At 66.3% G+C, this 16369-nt stretch carries 11 protein-coding genes; 4 read left to right on the forward strand and 7 right to left on the reverse strand.

Features of this window, described 5'->3' with window-relative positions; all coding sequences use genetic code 11:
* The 4 genes from C8348_RS17435 (at position 1) to C8348_RS17450 (ending at position 6661) form a co-directional block, all read left to right on the forward strand.
* On the forward strand, positions 1–1179 hold the full coding sequence (locus tag C8348_RS17435) for a DUF6361 family protein (RefSeq protein WP_100238644.1): 1179 nt from the start codon (positions 1–3) through the stop codon (positions 1177–1179).
* On the forward strand, positions 1169–3025 hold the full coding sequence (locus C8348_RS17440; RefSeq protein WP_198647109.1) for a phospholipase D family protein: 1857 nt from the start codon (positions 1169–1171) through the stop codon (positions 3023–3025). The genes C8348_RS17435 and C8348_RS17440 overlap by 11 nt, the downstream gene beginning before the upstream one ends.
* Entirely contained in the window at positions 3015–6164 is a 3150-nt protein-coding gene (locus C8348_RS17445; protein WP_106754614.1) for a helicase-related protein, read from the forward strand. Before C8348_RS17440 ends, C8348_RS17445 begins: the two co-directional genes overlap by 11 nt.
* A gap of 266 nt (positions 6165–6430) precedes the next feature.
* A complete protein-coding gene (locus C8348_RS17450; RefSeq protein ID WP_100237053.1) occupies positions 6431–6661 on the forward strand; it encodes a helix-turn-helix transcriptional regulator in 231 nt (76 codons plus the stop codon).
* Positions 6662–6889: 228 nt separating this feature from the next.
* On the opposite strand, the gene C8348_RS17455 is transcribed toward C8348_RS17450, so the two are convergent.
* The 7 genes from C8348_RS17455 to C8348_RS17485 all read right to left on the reverse strand — a co-directional run bounded on the left by C8348_RS17455 (position 6890) and on the right by C8348_RS17485 (position 16361).
* A complete protein-coding gene (locus tag C8348_RS17455; protein WP_100237054.1) occupies positions 6890–7825 on the reverse strand; it encodes a plasmid partitioning protein RepB C-terminal domain-containing protein in 936 nt (311 codons plus the stop codon).
* The gene (locus C8348_RS17460) at positions 7818–8720 is read right to left on the reverse strand and encodes a plasmid partitioning protein RepB C-terminal domain-containing protein (RefSeq protein WP_106754615.1); all 903 of its coding nucleotides are present in this window, start codon (positions 8718–8720) and stop codon (positions 7818–7820) included. The genes C8348_RS17455 and C8348_RS17460 overlap by 8 nt, the downstream gene beginning before the upstream one ends.
* A complete protein-coding gene (locus tag C8348_RS17465) occupies positions 8720–10288 on the reverse strand; it encodes a recombinase family protein (protein WP_268877522.1) in 1569 nt (522 codons plus the stop codon). Before C8348_RS17465 ends, C8348_RS17460 begins: the two co-directional genes overlap by 1 nt.
* A gap of 326 nt (positions 10289–10614) precedes the next feature.
* Positions 10615–11316, reverse strand: a complete 702-nt coding sequence (locus tag C8348_RS17470; RefSeq protein WP_038148821.1) for a VIT1/CCC1 transporter family protein — start codon at positions 11314–11316, stop codon at positions 10615–10617.
* Positions 11313–13193 carry a heavy metal translocating P-type ATPase gene (locus C8348_RS17475; RefSeq protein ID WP_038148819.1) on the reverse strand — a complete coding sequence of 627 codons (1881 nt, stop codon included), beginning with the start codon at positions 13191–13193 and terminating at the stop codon, positions 11313–11315. Before C8348_RS17475 ends, C8348_RS17470 begins: the two co-directional genes overlap by 4 nt.
* Before the next feature lie 5 nt (positions 13194–13198).
* On the reverse strand, positions 13199–14179 hold the full coding sequence (locus C8348_RS17480) for an FAD:protein FMN transferase (protein WP_106754616.1): 981 nt from the start codon (positions 14177–14179) through the stop codon (positions 13199–13201).
* Positions 14160–16361 carry a PepSY domain-containing protein gene (locus tag C8348_RS17485; RefSeq protein ID WP_038148816.1) on the reverse strand — a complete coding sequence of 734 codons (2202 nt, stop codon included), beginning with the start codon at positions 16359–16361 and terminating at the stop codon, positions 14160–14162. Before C8348_RS17485 ends, C8348_RS17480 begins: the two co-directional genes overlap by 20 nt.
* Positions 16362–16369: the final 8 nt, after the last annotated feature.

Consider the following 16369-nt stretch of genomic DNA (forward strand, 5'->3'; position numbering starts at 1 on the left):
ATGTCATCTCTTGGATGGATCGATTTCGATGAAGCCGAGCGCCAGCGCGCCCAACGCATCATGGCGCTCTTTCAGGAGCGCGAGACCCGCGACGAGTTGGGATTGGGGGCGATCCGAGATTCCATCGCCGACCACCTCTTTCCAGGCACCAGCACGATCCAGACGCGCCTGCGGTACATGCTCTTCATTCCCTGGCTCTATCGGGCGCTGGAGAAGCGAGAAATCCCCGAGGCCCAGCTCCGCGCCGAGGCGCGCGACACCGAGATCCGGCTTGCCGACGCCTTGAAAGCCGGCGGCGAGTCCAATGGCGTCATTGGCCGCGATGCGGGCCCACGGCTCCAGCGGCTGCCCAGCTCGGTCTATTGGGCGGGGCTGGGCGCGTGGGGCATTCGGGCTTTTCCCGGCTCGCTCGACAGCCTGTTCGTCGCCCTGCGCGGCCGTGGCCGCTCGCGCGGCGCATCCGGAAGCGAGGACGCCCTGGCCAGCGCCCCGGCGCCCGCCGTCTGGAATCCGGCCCTGCCGCGGATGCCAGACGACCTGCTCGATCAGGCCAACTTCCGCCTGACCGCCGACGAGGCGCAGTTCCTCATCGACCGCCTGGTCGCCAGTCAGCCGACCGCTCTGCTCACCATGCTGGCGCGCGAAGGCATCGACGCGGACTGCGACCATATCTGGATGCATCCCCATCTGTCGGCCTTTCCTGCCGCCGCCCGCCGTCTCGTCCAGCACGGCGAAATCTTCTCCCACGTCATGCACGGCGCGGCGTTGCTCTATAACCTCGCACTCAGCGAGCTGCGCCAGCGCGACGACTGGATCGAGGCGTATCGCGAGCGGCTTGCCGCCTGGCGCGACGACCTCGACCCCGGCGCCGTCCGCGCCTGGTCGCTCGATGAGTTCTGGTCCGTCGTGGAGCATCCGGCGCACGCCGTCCGCCCCGCAGCCAAACGCTTCGTGACCGAGTGGCGCGAGCTGGTTCTTGGCGGGGTCGGCCAGGTGATCTCGGCGCCAGGGGCCCGCCAGCTTGTCGAACAACGCGAACGCCGCCTCAAGACCAGTCAGTCCCGCTTCGGCAATCACGCCGTGCGCGACCGCTGGACCGGCGCATCGGGCGCCGATCGCCTCAGCTTCCGCTGGGCGCAGGCCAAGTCTCACCTGCGGGATCTTGCCCATGCTGAATAGACGCAGCCTCGATCCCGAGCAGCGCATGCTCTACGGCGCCAATCTTCAGCCGCCCGCCGGCTATGTCTTCGACGCGGCGGTCGCCACGACCTACTCCCTCGACTTCGAGACCGCGCTCGCCGTGCCGGTCAGCCTGGCCCTCTTCGCCGCCGAAAATCGCGACGATATCCTCTCCCATCCCCTGGCCCTGCTGGAAGGCGCGGAGCGGATCGCCAGTCGGCTCGTCGTCTTCACCGACGCCGGCCACATCCAGGCCAGCGCGCGTCCGCATTCCCGCCTGTGCTCCTTGCTGGAACGCATCGTGGTCGAGGTCGCCGCGCCGCAGGGCGGCGCCTTCCATCCCAAGATGTGGGCGCTTCGCTTCACGCCGCTGAGGCCCGAAGATCCGGCGCGGCTGCGCCTGATCATCCTGTCGCGCAACCTGACGCGCGACCGCTCCTGGGATATCGCCGCTTCCTTCGACGGCGTGATCACGAAGCAGCCAAAGGCCGCCAACCGTGGGCTCGCCGATTTCCTTCGTCGGCTCCCCGATCTGGCGACCGCGGGCGCGCCGGACGGAACCAGCACCCTTGTCGGTGAAATCGCCGAAGACCTGCGACGCGCCGAATGGAGCCTGCCAGAGCCGTTCCAGAGCGTCACCTTCGCGGTCAATGGCCTCGGCGGCAAGCCATGGCGTCCCGACCCCTGCGCGCGGCTCGGCGTCGTCTCGCCTTTTTGCGACGACCAGACCTTGGAGATGCTCGCCGGCCTGGCCAGCGCCGACAAGCCCGTCTTCATCGGACGGTCCGACGAACTCGTGCAGGTGTCGGGCGCGACACTCGACCGTTTCGCCCGCGTCACCGTGCTCGACGAAATGGCAGTCGCCGAAGACGGCGAAGAGGCCGATGCGACGACCTTGCAGGGCCTTCACGCCAAAGCCTTTATCGCCGAGCGCGGCTGGGACACCGCCATCACGGTCGGATCCGGCAACGCCACACGGCCGGCGCTGGTGACCGGCCGCAATGTCGAGCTCTTCGCGACCTTGACCGGCAAGCGATCGCGGGTCGGCAGCGTCGAGGAAATCCTTGGCGACAAAGGGTTCGGCCGGTTGACGCGACCATTTGTCCGCGACGAATTGAACCCTGGAGACGCCGCGCAACGCGCCGCCGAGGCGCGATTGGATCAGGCCCGGCGCGAGATTTGCCGCAGCGGCCTCAGGCTACGTTGCGAACGCGCCGAACCCGCAGATGACGGCGCGCCGCTCTGGCGGGTCTGGCTGGTCCCGTCCGAGCCGCTCTCCCTTGCCGGGATCGGTAGCTTGCATGTCTGGCCGATCACGCGGGGCGAGGGTCACGCGCGCGATGGGTTGGAGCGGCTTCGGCAGGGACAGCCCGCGGACTTGGGCGCGATGCCGCTGGTCGACCTCACCCGTTTCCTGGCCTGCCAGCTGACGGACGAGCAGAAGGACGTCTCCATCCTGTTCAGCACCGGGCTCATCATGGAAGGGCTGCCTGCCGAGCGCCACGCCGCCATCCTGCGCTGGGTGATCGACAGCAAGGACGCCTTCTTTCGCTATCTGCGGCTGCTGCTTTCCGAATTGGGCGATCCGTTCGCCGCGGCGCTGGCGGCTCAAGACGGTTCGGGCCAGGGCGCATGGCGCGCGGCAAGCGACGATGCGCCGATCCTGGAGGAGATGGTCCGCGCCTTCTGCCGCGGCGGCGACCAGCTGCGCGCCATCGAAAGGCTGATCGCGCGCCTGGAAACCGGAGACGGCGCCGATACCGATCCGATCCCGCCCGAATTCCGCGCCCTGTGGAACGCATTCCGGGGCGCGCTCGCAGCCGAGGACGCCGCGCATGGGCAATGAACGGTTCCGCGCCGAAACGGCGCTCGCCCCTCTCAAGGTCTTCCAGCGGCGGACCGTCGACTATGTGTTCGACCGGCTCTACGGCCAGGACGATCCCGTCCGCCAATTCCTGGTCGCCGACGAGGTCGGTCTGGGCAAGACGATGGTGGCGCGCGGGGTCATCGCCCGGATGATCGAGCACCTGTGGGACAGCACCAAACGCATCGACATCCTCTATATCTGCTCGAACCAGGCGATCGCCGCCCAGAACCTCAACCGGCTGAATGTGCTCGGCCGGCGCGAACTGGCCCTGCCGACCCGCATGACCCTCATTCCCTTGCAGCTGCGGGACCAGACGGGCCTCGACGCCAACAAGGTGAACTTCATCAGCCTGACGCCGGGCACGACCTTCGATTTGCGCTCCGCGACGGGCGTGACGCAGGAACGCGCCCTGTTGTGCCACCTCCTGCGCGATCTCGTTTCGCGCCCGCGCGGCCTCCACAACCTGTTGCAGGTGACGGCCGGCGTCGATGGCTGGAACCGCGCCGTGGAAAGCCTCACCCTTGAAGGCGTCGACAAACGCATCATCGCGCGCTTCCACCGCGACGTGCAGGCGGACCGCGACCTCTTCGAGGAGCTCGAACGGGTCTGCGACCTCTTCCCGCGCCGACGGGACGCCTATCCCCCGGAGATGACCCAGCCGCGCAACGCTCTGGTCGCCCGGCTCCGCGCCAAACTGTCCCACGCATGCGTCGACGCCCTCCAGCCCGACCTGATCATCATGGACGAGTTCCAGCGGTTCCGGGACCTCCTGCATGGCGATAGCGATGCGGCGATCCTCGCACGCGAACTGTTCGACTATTCCGGGGCCGACGGACACGCTGCCCGCACCCTGCTGCTGTCCGCCACGCCGTACCGGATGCTCACACTCGCCGGCGATGAGCCGGACGAAGGCGACCACTATCAGGACTTCCTCGAAACCTTGAGCTTCCTCTATGGCCGGGAGAAAGGCCCGGAGGTGGCCGCCACCCTGGCGCACGAAATGCGCGCCTTCCGCGGCCTCCTGCACGCCCTCCCGCAATCGCACGCTTCAGCCGTCGAGGCCCGCAAGACGATCGAACAGCGCCTGCGCCGCGTGATCGCCCGCACCGAACGGATCGCTTCCACGGTCGAACGCGATTCCATGATGAGCGAGCCCGCTATCGCCGTCTCGGTCGCGCCCGCCGACCTCGCCCAGGCGTCGGCCCTGTCGCAGGTGGCGCGCGCGCTCGACGCCCCGGAAATCATCGAATATTGGAAATCAGCGCCCTACCTGCTCAACTTCATGCGCCATTACAGCTTGAAGCAGCTTCTGGCGGCCCAGGCGCAGGCGCCTACGGCGAGCCTGTGCTACGCCATCCGGACGGCGCGTCCAACCATGCTCGATCGGGAGTCCATCGACGCCTACGCACCGCTGGAGCCAGCCAACGGCCGTATGCGGGCGATCATGGATGACATGTTCGGCCAGCATCTCGAGCAAAATCTCTGGATCCCCGCCGCCATGCCCTATTATGGCGCGACGCCGTCTGGCCCGCCGCTGACCAAGGCGCTGATCTTCTCATCGTGGTCCATGGTGCCCGACGCGGTCGCGGCCCTGCTGTCCTACGAAGCCGAACGGCGTATGGGGGTTGGGGACTCCGGCCGCCGCTATTTCGAGCAGCATCGTCTGCGCCCCTTGCAGTTCCGTCAGGATCAGGGACGTCTCGCGGGCCTTCGCGCCCTGCTGCTCATCTATCCATCGCCGGCGCTGGCGGAACTGGCTGATCCGCTCGCGGTGTTCGCCGAGCAGGACGCCGCCGTTTCGCACGAAGCGATGCGCGCCGCGATCAGGGATCGGCTCAAGCCCGCGCTGGACGCGATCCCGCACGCCACAGGATCAGACGGCGATACGGCAGGCGCGGAATGGGCCGCGCCCGCCGTGATCGACGATGCGCTCGGCAAGCACGTCCGCGCCTGGCTGGAATCGTCCCACGGCATGCGCGCCTTGGCTAGCGAAGACGCCTTCCAGGATCACGTCGCCGAACTCGCGGACGCCGTAAAGACGCGCACGATCAGCGCCGCTTCCGCCGATCTCCCGGACCTGCTGGTTGATGTGGCGCTCGGCAGTCCGGCGGTCTGCGCGCTTCGCGCCCTCAAGCGGATCGCGCCAGAACTAGCGTGGGATGACCCGCGCTTGCTCAGCGCAGCAGCCGATGTCGCTTGGTCCTTCCGGACGCTGTTCAACCAGCACGACGCCGTGGCCCTGCTCAGGCGCAACGCCGACGATCGATACTGGCATCGTGTGCTGACCTATTGTGCGGATCACAATCTACAGGCCGTCCTGGACGAATACGCCCACTACCTCGTCGACGCCGAGGGTCTGGGAGCGCGTCCCGCCGCAGAGCGCGCGATCGGCGTGGCCCGGGCCATGGCCTTGGCCTTGGCCGTCCGCCCCTCGCAGATCGACGTCGATGACGTCCATGTCGATGGCGACGCCCTCACGATCGGCAAATTCCAGATGCGCGGGCGCTTTGCGATGCGGCTCGCCGACTACAAGGACGAGGACGGCGCCGTCGCGCGGCTTGGAGGGGTGCGCGACGCCTTCAATTCGCCGTTTAGGCCGTTCGTTCTCGCCACGACGTCCGTCGGTCAGGAGGGGCTGGATTTTCATCCCTATTGCTATCGCGTCTACCACTGGAACCTGCCGGGCAACCCGGTGGACCTTGAACAGCGCGAAGGCCGGGTTCATCGCTTCAAGGGCCACGCCGTGCGCCTCAACCTGGCGGAACGCCAGGCCGCTGTCGTCAGGGCGCGCGGGCAGGTTCCCGATGACCCGTGGCGGCTGATGTTCGAACAGGCGCGATCCGAGGCCACGGTCGATACCGACCTCATCCCCTACTGGATCTACGAGGGCTCCGTGCGGGTCGAACGGCGCGTGCCGATGTTGCCGTTCAGCCGCGAAGTCACGCGGCTCGCCTGGCTCAAACGCAGCCTCACAGTTTATCGCTTGGCCTTCGGTCAACCGCGGCAGGACGATCTGCTCGACTACCTGCAAACCCTGGCCGGTGACGGCATGGACTCCAACCTGCTCGTAGACCTGCAAATTCGGCTCGAGCCAGAGTCGTTCGACAGGTCAGCGTGATGACCTCACTGCATCTGGCATCAAAAGCCTTTGCAAACGGGAAGACCACTACGCATCCCCGCCTATTTGTATCCTCGACTATCCGCGTTCCCTACGCCTGACGATTGATACTTCCCTGACCACTTCCGCGCGCTCATGTTTGGTCATGCAGGAGCGTGCACCATCAAAGCACGGCCAGCGTGCCGGTGCCTCTGAATGACCGACACATCCCGAAATGCGCATCGCGCTCGACCATCAACGGCAGGTCTTCTGCCGAAGGAGGGATTATGCCAGAGACCACATTTCTCACGCCGGAAGAGGTAGCCGAACGCTATCGTGGCTGCGTTTCCGTTGGCACCCTTCGGAACTGGCGTGCGATGAAGATCGGGCCGTCGTTCGTAAAAATCGGTAAAGCGGTCCTCTACCGGGTCGATGAGCTTGAGGCGTGGGACGACAGGAATCGTGTGCAGTGCTGCGCCCCAAAGCGAGTTGAACAAAGCGCCATGGATAGTGCTTGATCGCTCAGCACAAATGGCGGGCGCGCCGGTCGGCGCTTCCGACGCACCCGCCCACCTTCAGTTCATGCGAGGCAAACCACCCCTCATGCGGCTGGACCATATGACGGCCAACCTAGTGGGCCTCATGCGGGTTCGCCGCCATTCCCACCACCATGATTGATCCGCCCCACGGTGCGGCTTCTCCCATGGTCCCCGCGCTTATCGGGTCCGGGTCCCCATATACCTGCCTCAGGCGCTCGGCGTTTCCGCGATCGGGCCGAGCGTGTCGATCTCGGCGATCTTCTGAAACTCGCTGAGATAGTCCTGCTGATGAGTCGCTAACCAACGAACCACCCGATTGTTCGCCAACAGCTTGGCGATGTATCCGCGCGCGACGGTCAGATGAAGATTGTCGATACCGTAAGTCTCCTCAACCGACTTCACCTGGGTCTGGAGCGCCGCCAATTCGCGCTCCATCCGGGCGATCTGCTGGCCTGAAGGCGTCGGCTTGCCGCCGCCCTTCCCCTTGCGGGCAGTGGCAAGCTGGTTTTCAGAGGTCGCCGCACGCAACGCGCGCGCAAACATGACGGTGAAATTGTTCTGACCGATCATTAGGTCGGCGGCTTCGATTTGCCTGACCGACGTCATCTGGCGCAGAATGTCGAACACCTTCATCGAACAGGGCGTGTCCTTCAGCATCTCGGCCGCCTCGGGGCTGATCCCTTCCAGCAACCGAAAACGCCGCAGCACCGACTCGACCTGAAGGTTCAAGGCGGCGGCGATGTCCGCCGACGACACACTCCGGTCCATTGCACGCGCGATCATTCGGTGTTCCTGGATCGGCGGTATGCGATTGACGCGCTTGTTGTAAGTATAGGTGTCGTCATCGGTGGCGAGCAGGCATTCGACCTCGACGACGCCGAGTTCCTTCAACGCCTCCAGCCGAAGATGGCCATCGAGGAGAAACCAGGTTCCGGGATTCTTTGTGTCGGCCATCACGACGGGCGCTTCAATCAAGCCGATCGCCCTGATGGAACTCAGAACCTGCGCATAGGAGCGGCTCGCCCTGGCGCCGTCCGGCAGCGTCTTGAGCGGCACGATTCCCGCCACAGGGATCGTCAGGAAGTCTCGGTCAAAAGCGAGATGGATATGGCCATCCTCCCGGTCTTTCGGTTCATCAGCCATGATCGTCCCCCGATATGCGAGCCTTGAGCGCCCGCGGCATGGTCGCCAGCCCTTCGGCGCGCAGCAGATTGATGAAGCCGTCATTGGCGAGCAGGTCCTTCAGCGCCTCGACCACGAACAACAGACGAACCTGGGTGAAATCCGATTTCTTGACGAGCAGGCGCTGGCGTTCCGCCTCGCGCTGGTAGACCTGCATCAGATCGGCCGCCGTCATCCGCCGGCTACTGGCTTTGCGCCCCAAGCGCCCGGTCGGCAATCCGCCCTTGCGCTGGCTCTGCAACCGCATTTCGAGCAGGCGACGAACAGCGGCCAGCCGCTTGCCCCTGAGCTTGCCGGTCTCGTAGGCGTCGAGGAGCAGATTCTGCGCCTCCTCCGTCTCGGCTTTGGAGATTTCCATCGCCAGGGTGATCGGAATGAGCCCCGTTTCGACCGCGGAGACCAACCGCTCCTCGCCGCGATCGAGGAGCGAGCCGATCATGTTGACCCAGGACGCCCCGACGCCGATCTTTTCTCCGATGGTCGCATCGCTATAGCCGCGCGAGCGAAGGGCCCCGATCTCGCGCATCAGGTCGATGGGACGCGGGGTGCGCCGCGCGATATTTTCAACCAGGCTCATCACGAGGCATTCGCTCTCGCTGGCCTCGATAACCACGGCCGGGATCTCGGTCTGCCCCAGCATCTGGAAGGCCTCCAGCCGGCCTTCCCCGCAAACCAGATCATATCGGGGACCGCCGGCCCCGTCGCGGCGGCTTACCGTGATAGGGCGCTTGAGACCAATGGCCTCAATATTGTTCACGATCTCCCGATGCTGCCGCTTGTTGCGGGCGCGGGGATTGAGGACGGTGATCCGGGAGATGGGGATCATCTGGATCTGGTTGGGACGGACGACTGGCATCAGATTTCCTCCGCGAGAGGAACGGGCTTTGCGATGTCATAAAGAAGATCGAGGCCATCAAAACGGTAGGCGTCGAGCCCCAAGGCATTGTCCTCCGCTAGGCGCAGTTTCTCGGAAAACATGTCGATCCGCGGGAGCAGATAGTAGTCGAGCGGCGCCCGATTGGCGCTGTCCATGCGCACCACGATCGTGATGTCGGGGGCAAGCGAGGTGTCGAAGCGCAACTGCCAGCGCAGAAGTCCGGTCGGCGTCTCGACGCATCGCGCCACCACCACGCAGAGGCTGAACTCGTTGTTGACGATCACACGATCGGTCTGGAGATCCTGCCAGGCATCGCTCCCCGTGACTTGCAACCCGTCGAGCACCTGGCGCACAATTTCGGGATGGAGCTTTCGCAGCTCGCGATTGACCTGAACGTAGCGATAGTCGCGATCCGGCGTAAAACCGATGAGGCGATAGGCGCGCAGCAGACTGCCAAAGCGAGAGCTATAGGCGCTGCTCGATGGGAGGCCGTCGCATTCGTCGATCACGATGCCCGATAGCAGGCCCTTCTGCTGGTAGAGCTTGTGCAGGGATCGCAGCATCTCCTCGTCGCTCAAACGAAACGAGCGCGCGTTGATGATGGTTCTCGCCGCCTCGAACAGCTCGCGCTCGACGACGGCCTGAAACACATCCTGCGCCCTGATCCACATCTCGGGCTCATTGGCGACGCGCTTCTTCTTGAGCTTGAAGGAGCGACGATTCCAGACGTTGTCGCCGACATATTTCTCGTTGATCAGAATCTGATGGACCGTGCCCCGGGTCCAAGGACGCCCAAGATCGGTCGGAACGCCGCGTTGATTGAGATCGTCCGCAATTTCCCGCTCGCTGTATCCTCGATGGACGAAAGCCCGGTAGATGCTGCGAACCAGATCGACCTCTTCGGCAGGGCCAAGCGTCAGGATCACCCGATCTGTCTGAATGCTCTTGTGCTCGCCCCGTTCGAGAAGCCCCTTGATGACGCCATGCTCGTCAATCAACGTCCGGCGCAGGCCGAAGCCGGCGGGCCCGCCCTGGCGGTAGCCCTTCTCGATCAGCCGGCCCTGGCCGGCGAACACCTTGGTTGAAAGCTCGCGGCTGTATTCGCCAGCCATCGCTCGTTTGACGCCCTTGACGATAGTCGAAATCGGGCTGCCGTCATTGTCGAATTGCTCGGCGCAATATTCGACGGCGATGCCGGCGCGCCGACAAATATACTCGTAGTAGGCGCTTTCGTCGGCGTCCTGGAAGCGCCCCCAGCGGCTGACATCATAAACGAGCACCAAAGTGAAATCGGTGCTGCCCGATTGCACGTCCTCGATGAGTTGCCTGAGCGCGTCGCGCCCCTCGATCTTTAGCCCGCTTTTTCCAGCGTCTTCATAGGTTCGCACGATCTCGATTCCACGCGCCTCAGCATATTGCTTGATCGCGTCGGATTGGTTTTCGGTCGAATACTTCTGATGATCCGTCGACATGCGGACGTATTCGGCAGCCCGAAGTGGACGTTCAGGCTGCCCTGACCGGTCATCATCGTAAACTCTCCGGCTCATCACATGACGCCCTCCTGAAATCGGCTGCGGCGGTCCGGGCGACCTACCGCCGCAGCGCATGACGGGCCTGTGCCGCGACTCCGCAATGAAACCAGTCTAACTGCGGAGAAAACGGAAGATGTTGCCGAAAACGGGCAGGAAATTACCCCAATGGAGAGAGCACAATCCCTTTGGGTGAGGCTTCGGCCTCACTTCCCGGCGGCTCGGGCGCGGCGCAGTCGCGCCGCCAGGTCTACCTTTGGCCGCGTAATCGGCGATGCCGATCCGAGGAACGCAGCGCTGCGAGCTGCCTTTGCCTGTAGTGTCATCACTCCAGGCGGTTCTTCTTATCCGACTGTGACCCCAAAGATTGATCCGACCAGCGCGGTCGCGGCCATGGCAAGGGCACCCCAGAACGTCACTCGGACAGCGCCTCGCAGGATGCCGGCGCCGCCAGCGGTCGCGCCAAGACCGCCCAGGATGGCGAGCGACAGGAGTGTCGCGATGGCTACGAACGGCACAATTTGCGCTGGCGGAGCAAGCATGGCCACCAGAAGCGGGACCACAGCACCCACGGCAAAGGTCATGGCGGAGACAAGGGCCGCTTGGATCGGATGAGCGGTCACCGTCTCGGATATGCCCAGCTCGTCGCGGGCGTGGCTGCCAAGGGCATCGCGGTCGGTGAGCTGGACGGCCACCTGTTCGGCCAAATCGCGGGTCAGCCCGCGCGCCTCGTAGATTCGGGTCAGTTCCTCGAGTTCGGCATCAGGCGTCTCTGCAAGCTCCTTCTTCTCGCGGGCAAGGTCGGCCTGCTCGGCATCGGTCTGCGAACTGACCGAGACGTATTCGCCCGCCGCCATCGACATCGCTCCAGCGACCAGCCCGGCGAGGCCCGCGATCAGCACCTCCGTCCGCCCTGTGCCGGCTGCGGCGACGCCCACGACGAGGCTGGAGGTTGAGACAAGGCCATCATTCGCGCCGAGCACCGCCGCGCGCAACCAGCCGATGCGGTGCACCATGTGGATTTCGGAATGGGACAGGCGGCTCATGCGGGAATTCCTTCAAAACGGGTTTGCGGTGCTGTGAGGCCCGCGGGTGAAATGCGCAGGGCGCGCAGCGCGTTCAGGATAACGGCGACGTCGATGGCTTCCTGCAGCAGCGCGCCCTGAACGGGGGTCAGGTAGCCGAAGGCCGCAGCGATCATGCCCAGAACCGACAGGCCGATGCCTGCGACCACGCTTTCAAGCGCGATCCGGCGCGACCGGCGGGCGATCTCGATTCCCGGCGCGATGCGGTCCACCCGGTCCACCAGCAAGACCACATCGGCCGCCTCGGCACTTGCCGCCGCCCCGCGTGCGCCCATGGCGACGCCCACATCGGCGGCAGCCAGTGCGGGCGCGTCGTTGACGCCGTCGCCCACCATCATCACCGGACCGTTCTTGTGCTCGGTCAGGACCAAGAGCACCTTTTCATCTGGCGTCAGCCCCGCGCGGATGCCGTCAAGGCCAAGCCCTTCCGTTACCCGCGCCGCAACCTCGGCCCGGTCTCCGGTGGCCAAGAGGATGCGCGCAACCCCTTGCCGCCTCAGGCTGGCCAGCATCTCGGCTGCCCCTTCGCGGAGGGGGTCGGACATGACCAGATGCCCCGCCAAACGGCCATCGAAGGCCACGGCCACCATGACCGACCCTGCCGCCAGTTCCGGGTGATCACCCGACAAACGGCCCACACGCTCCGCGACGAAACCATCGCCCCCGACGATGACCTGCCGTCCGTCGATGAAACCGATGACGCCTTCGCCCGGGATTTCAGCCACATCTTCGGGGATGGGTAGGGTGAGCCCCCGGTCCCTTGCTGCAGCCACGATGGCCTGCGCGACGGGGTGTTTTGATGCCTGATCCAGCGCCGCAGCATAGCGCAGGATGTCGTCAGCCCCCATCCCGTCATGGCTGTCGATACTGACGATCTGCGGGCGCCCGTCGGTCAGCGTGCCGGTCTTGTCGAGGATCAGGGTGCGGATGCGGGCCATCGCCTCGAGGGGTTTGGCCCCCTTCACCAGCACCCCGAAATGCGCCGCCCGGCTCAGCCCGGCCACCAGCGCCACCGGCACGGCCAGGATCAGGGGGCAGGGCGTCGCCACGACCAGCACCGCCACCGCGCGGATCGGATCGCCGGTAAACCACCATGCGGCAAAGGCGATGGCAACGGTGACGGCCAAAAACCCCAGCGACCAGCGATCAGCCAGCCGCGCCATGGGTGCTTTCGACGCCTGCGCCGCCTCGACCAGCCGGACGATCCCGGCATAGGTGCTGTCCTTCGCCTCGCGCGTCGCCTCCAGATCAAAAGCATCACCGGCATTGGTCGATCCGCTCATCGCCTCAGACCCGCGGTCGAGCCGCACCGGCAAGGATTCGCCCGTCAGCGCCGATGTGTCGACGAAAGCCGCGGCGGATGCGATGCGCCCGTCCACCGGCACGACATCGCCTTGCCGGATCAGCAGCCGGTCGCCAGGCGCGATGTCTTCCAGTGCCACCTCCTCCAGCCCGCCATTGCGGTGGCGCGTGGCGGTGCGGGGCACGCGCGACAGAAGATCGCGCATCTCGCGCCGCGCGCGACCCTCGGCAAAGCTTTCGAGGAAGGTGCCGCCCGAATACATGACGGCGACCACGGCGGCCGCCAGCGTCTCGTCAAAGGTCAGGGCCGCCGACATGGACAGGGCGGCCACGATGTCGAGCCCCACCTCGCCGCGGGTAAGGCTGCGGATGATCTCGACCACAAGCGCCGCCAGCACGGGGACAACCCCCGCAAACCACGCCGTTTGTGCAAGGTCCGTGCGCCCGCTGAAGTGCAGCCCGAGCCCTGTCACCAGACCTGCAAGGGCGATGACCAGGAGCAGTGTCTTTAGCCGATCTGTTTGAGTATGATCCAAAGGTGTCAATCTCCAACGGCCGGGGCCGTCGCCGCGGACTTGCTCGAAAATAGTTTGCCAACGCCAATGCCTTGAACGACACCCGTATCATCGCGCGTCAGGAACAGCGCGTCGATCCCTGCCTGTCGCGCAAGGTCTGCGCCCGCATCGACACCCTTCACCATCAGTGCCGTCGCCCATGCATCGGCCTCGGCGCAGGTGGGGGCGATCACGGTGACAGATGCGGGGGGCGCGAGAAGTGGCGCACCGCGCGCGGGGTCCATCGTGTGGGACAGATCACGCCCCTGCACCGTGACCCAGTGTCGATAATCGCCCGAGGTGGCGACAGCAGCATCCTGAAGCGTCAGGATGGAATGGGGCGCGCGGCGGTGATGATCGGGGGCCTCAACCGCAACGGTCCAGGGCCTGCCGCCCGGGCCGAGGCCCATGGCGCGCATCTCGCCGTCGATGCCGACGAGGGCGTCAAGGATGCCGTTGGCTGACAGGACTTCGGCCAGACGATCCACCCCATGGCCTTTGGCGATGCCGTTCAGGTCCAGAGAGATCGGGGCAATCTTGCGCACCCGGCCGCCGTCCAGCTCCAGCACCGCATGCGCCGGGCGATGTGGGGCCTGCATCGCGGCGCGAATGGCCTGCGGATCGGCGGTGGCGGGGCCAAAGCCCCAGGCGCGCACCGCCTCACCCTGCCCGATGTCAAAGGCCCCGCCCGAGGCGCGGCCGATTGCCAGCCCGACGGTCAGCACCCGCGCCAGATCGGAGGGGATGTCCTGCCATGCCCCCACCGGCGCGGCGTTCAGGCACATCAGATCGCTGTCGGGTCTCCACGTCGACATTTGCGCATCGACCGCATCCACCGCCGCTTGCAGGTCTGCCTGCACGGTGGCGGGGTCGAATTCTGGCGGCGCAAAGAACAGCGCGCTCCACCTTGTGCCCATGGTGGGGCCGTTCGGCGCGTGGCGAACAGGGTCAATAGACATCTTCGACATAACGCCCCCCGGCCTTGAGCATCGCGGGCGTCAGGCCCATGGGCGCCAGGATATCCTCCAGCGCGCGACCCACGCCGCGGCCCATGTCACGCCCCCCGCAGACCATCACCTTTGCACCCTGCCGGATCGCCTCGGCCACCTGCGCGGCCTCGGCGCGCAGGGCGTCCTGCACATAATGCGGCCGCGCCCCGCGCGAGACGGCGGTGGAGAGCTGCGTCAGACGCCCCTCGGCCTGCCACGCGGTCAGATCGTCACCATACAGGAAGTCGCTGTCCGGGTGGCGCATCCCAAAGAACAGATGCACCGGACGGTGGCGGGCATTGGCGCGGATGATCCCGGCCAAGGGTCCGATCCCGGTGCCTGCCCCGATCAGGATCAGGGGCGCCCGACCCCGCCCGGCATGAAAGCCCGGATTGCGCCGCAGGAAGGCCTGCACGGCGTCACCCGGTTCCAGTGCCAGCAACTGGCCGGAACACAGGCCCCCCGGGTGTTTCTTCACCACGATCTCGACAAACCCGTCCCGGCTGCCCGAGGCCAGCGAGTAGAAGCGCGGGACTGTGGAGCCTTCGGGCAGGATGCCGAGAAGGTCGCCCGCCTGAAACCGTGCGAAACCCCGGCCTGTCAGCCGTGCCCAGAGGGTCGCTTTTGGCAAGGCAAAGCGCAGGATCGCGGTCGGGGCCTGCACCGCCTCGCCATAGTCGCGGCGCGAGATGAGCGTCAGGCCCTGCGCCTCGGGGCGGGCGGGCTGGTGGTCAAGGTCGAGCGTCAGCCCATTGGCCTGCCCCAGTGCCCGGCCCCAGCGCGCGAAATCCTGCGGCGACTGGCGGTCGACCGTGTCCATGGGCAAGAGGGTGGTCCAGCCCATGGCGCGGGCGGCGGCGTCCACCTCTGCCGCAAAGGCGCAGTAGGCCGGAAAGCTGCGGTCGCCAAAGCCCAGCACGGCCAGCGGGGCGGTCGGGGCCATCCGCGCCAGCCGATCGAGGAACCCGCGGGCCGAAGCGGGTGCGTCGCCTTCGCCATAGGTGGCGGCGAGGATCAGGAAGCGGTCCGCGCGGGGGCAACGGGCCGGGTCGAAGGCTGACATGGGTCCCACATGCACCGCTTGGCCCGCATCCCGCAGGGCCCGCGCCAGCGTTGCGGCAAAGCCCCAGGTGCTACCGCCTTCGGAACCCACAAGGATCACCGTCTGCGCCCGGCTCGCCCGGGCGTTGTCGCGCAGGTGGGGCCGACCCCGCCGCCCTGCAACCCAGATCAGCGCGCCGGTCACACCCATCACCGGGACGCTCAGCGCGATCAGGCCGAGGACCAGCCCCAGGACCGCCGCACCCTGACCGGTGTGAAGCATGTAGATGGTTTCCGAGACCTGCTGCCATGGCGTCAGGTCTGCCCAGGACAGGAGCTCGCCGGTCCCCTGATCGATCAGGCCGGTGCCTGCATCGGTGGAGAGAGTGAACACATCCTGCGCATCGCCCGCATAGGGAAAACTCAGCTTGCGCAAGGCGCTGACCGGAACATCCTGCAGCGCGGCCATCTGCCCCAGCGGGAAGGCCATCTGCCCGCTGACTGCCGCAGGGTCGGCGGGGCGCACCGCGCCATCGGGCAGCAGGTCAAAGGTCGAAGCCGTCATCCACAGCGCCGTCGCCGCCGACAGGGCAAGGCCCATGACCGCAACGCGCGCCAGTTCCACATGCAGCCGCCCCACCAGCGGCCCGCGCAGCCGCGCGAACCCGCGCCGCCAGCCGCCCGTGCGCCGCGCCACCAGCGCCGCCCCCGACAGGGCCAGCACCAGCATGGCGGCGGCGCCTGCGGCCATCACCAGCCGCCCGGCATCGTCCAGAAACAGCGACCGGTGCAGGTTCGTCAGCCAGCGTTCGACCGGGTTGGGGTCGGCCGAGCCGACATCCGCGCCTGTCGCCGGGTCGATCACGGCGGAACCTGGCGTGCCGCCGTCGAACCACCAGGCGGTGATGGTGCCCGAGGGGGACCGCCGGATCTCTTCCAGCCCCGGATGCGTCGCGGCCACACGGGCAGCCATATCGGCCACGCTCTGCCCCGCCACCGCCTGCGGCGCGACCAGCCGCTCGGCCATGGGAAAGACCGACAGCGCCGCACCGCTGAGCGCAAGGACGGTCACAAGGACAAGGGCCAGAAGCCCCGGCCAGCGGTGAAGCGCGCGGATCATCAGTCCGT

The organism is Pannonibacter carbonis (assembly GCF_003012935.1).
Classification (GTDB): Bacteria; Pseudomonadota; Alphaproteobacteria; order Rhizobiales; family Stappiaceae; genus Pannonibacter; species Pannonibacter carbonis.

Bases quoted from the DNA above. Each gene is read 5' to 3' on its own strand.
- C8348_RS17435 (WP_100238644.1), top strand. From the start codon at position 1: ATGTCATCTCTTGGATGGATCGATTTCGATGAAGCCGAGCGCCAGCGC.
- C8348_RS17440 (WP_198647109.1), top strand. From the start codon at position 1,169: ATGCTGAATAGACGCAGCCTCGATCCCGAGCAGCGCATGCTCTACGGC.
- C8348_RS17445 (WP_106754614.1), top strand. From the start codon at position 3,015: ATGGGCAATGAACGGTTCCGCGCCGAAACGGCGCTCGCCCCTCTCAAG.
- C8348_RS17450 (WP_100237053.1), top strand. From the start codon at position 6,431: ATGCCAGAGACCACATTTCTCACGCCGGAAGAGGTAGCCGAACGCTAT.
- C8348_RS17455 (WP_100237054.1), bottom strand. From the start codon at position 7,825: ATGGCTGATGAACCGAAAGACCGGGAGGATGGCCATATCCATCTCGCT.
- C8348_RS17460 (WP_106754615.1), bottom strand. From the start codon at position 8,720: ATGCCAGTCGTCCGTCCCAACCAGATCCAGATGATCCCCATCTCCCGG.
- C8348_RS17465 (WP_268877522.1), bottom strand. From the start codon at position 10,288: ATGAGCCGGAGAGTTTACGATGATGACCGGTCAGGGCAGCCTGAACGT.
- C8348_RS17470 (WP_038148821.1), bottom strand. From the start codon at position 11,316: ATGAGCCGCCTGTCCCATTCCGAAATCCACATGGTGCACCGCATCGGC.
- C8348_RS17480 (WP_106754616.1), bottom strand. From the start codon at position 14,179: ATGTCGAAGATGTCTATTGACCCTGTTCGCCACGCGCCGAACGGCCCC.
- C8348_RS17485 (WP_038148816.1), bottom strand. From the start codon at position 16,361: ATGATCCGCGCGCTTCACCGCTGGCCGGGGCTTCTGGCCCTTGTCCTT.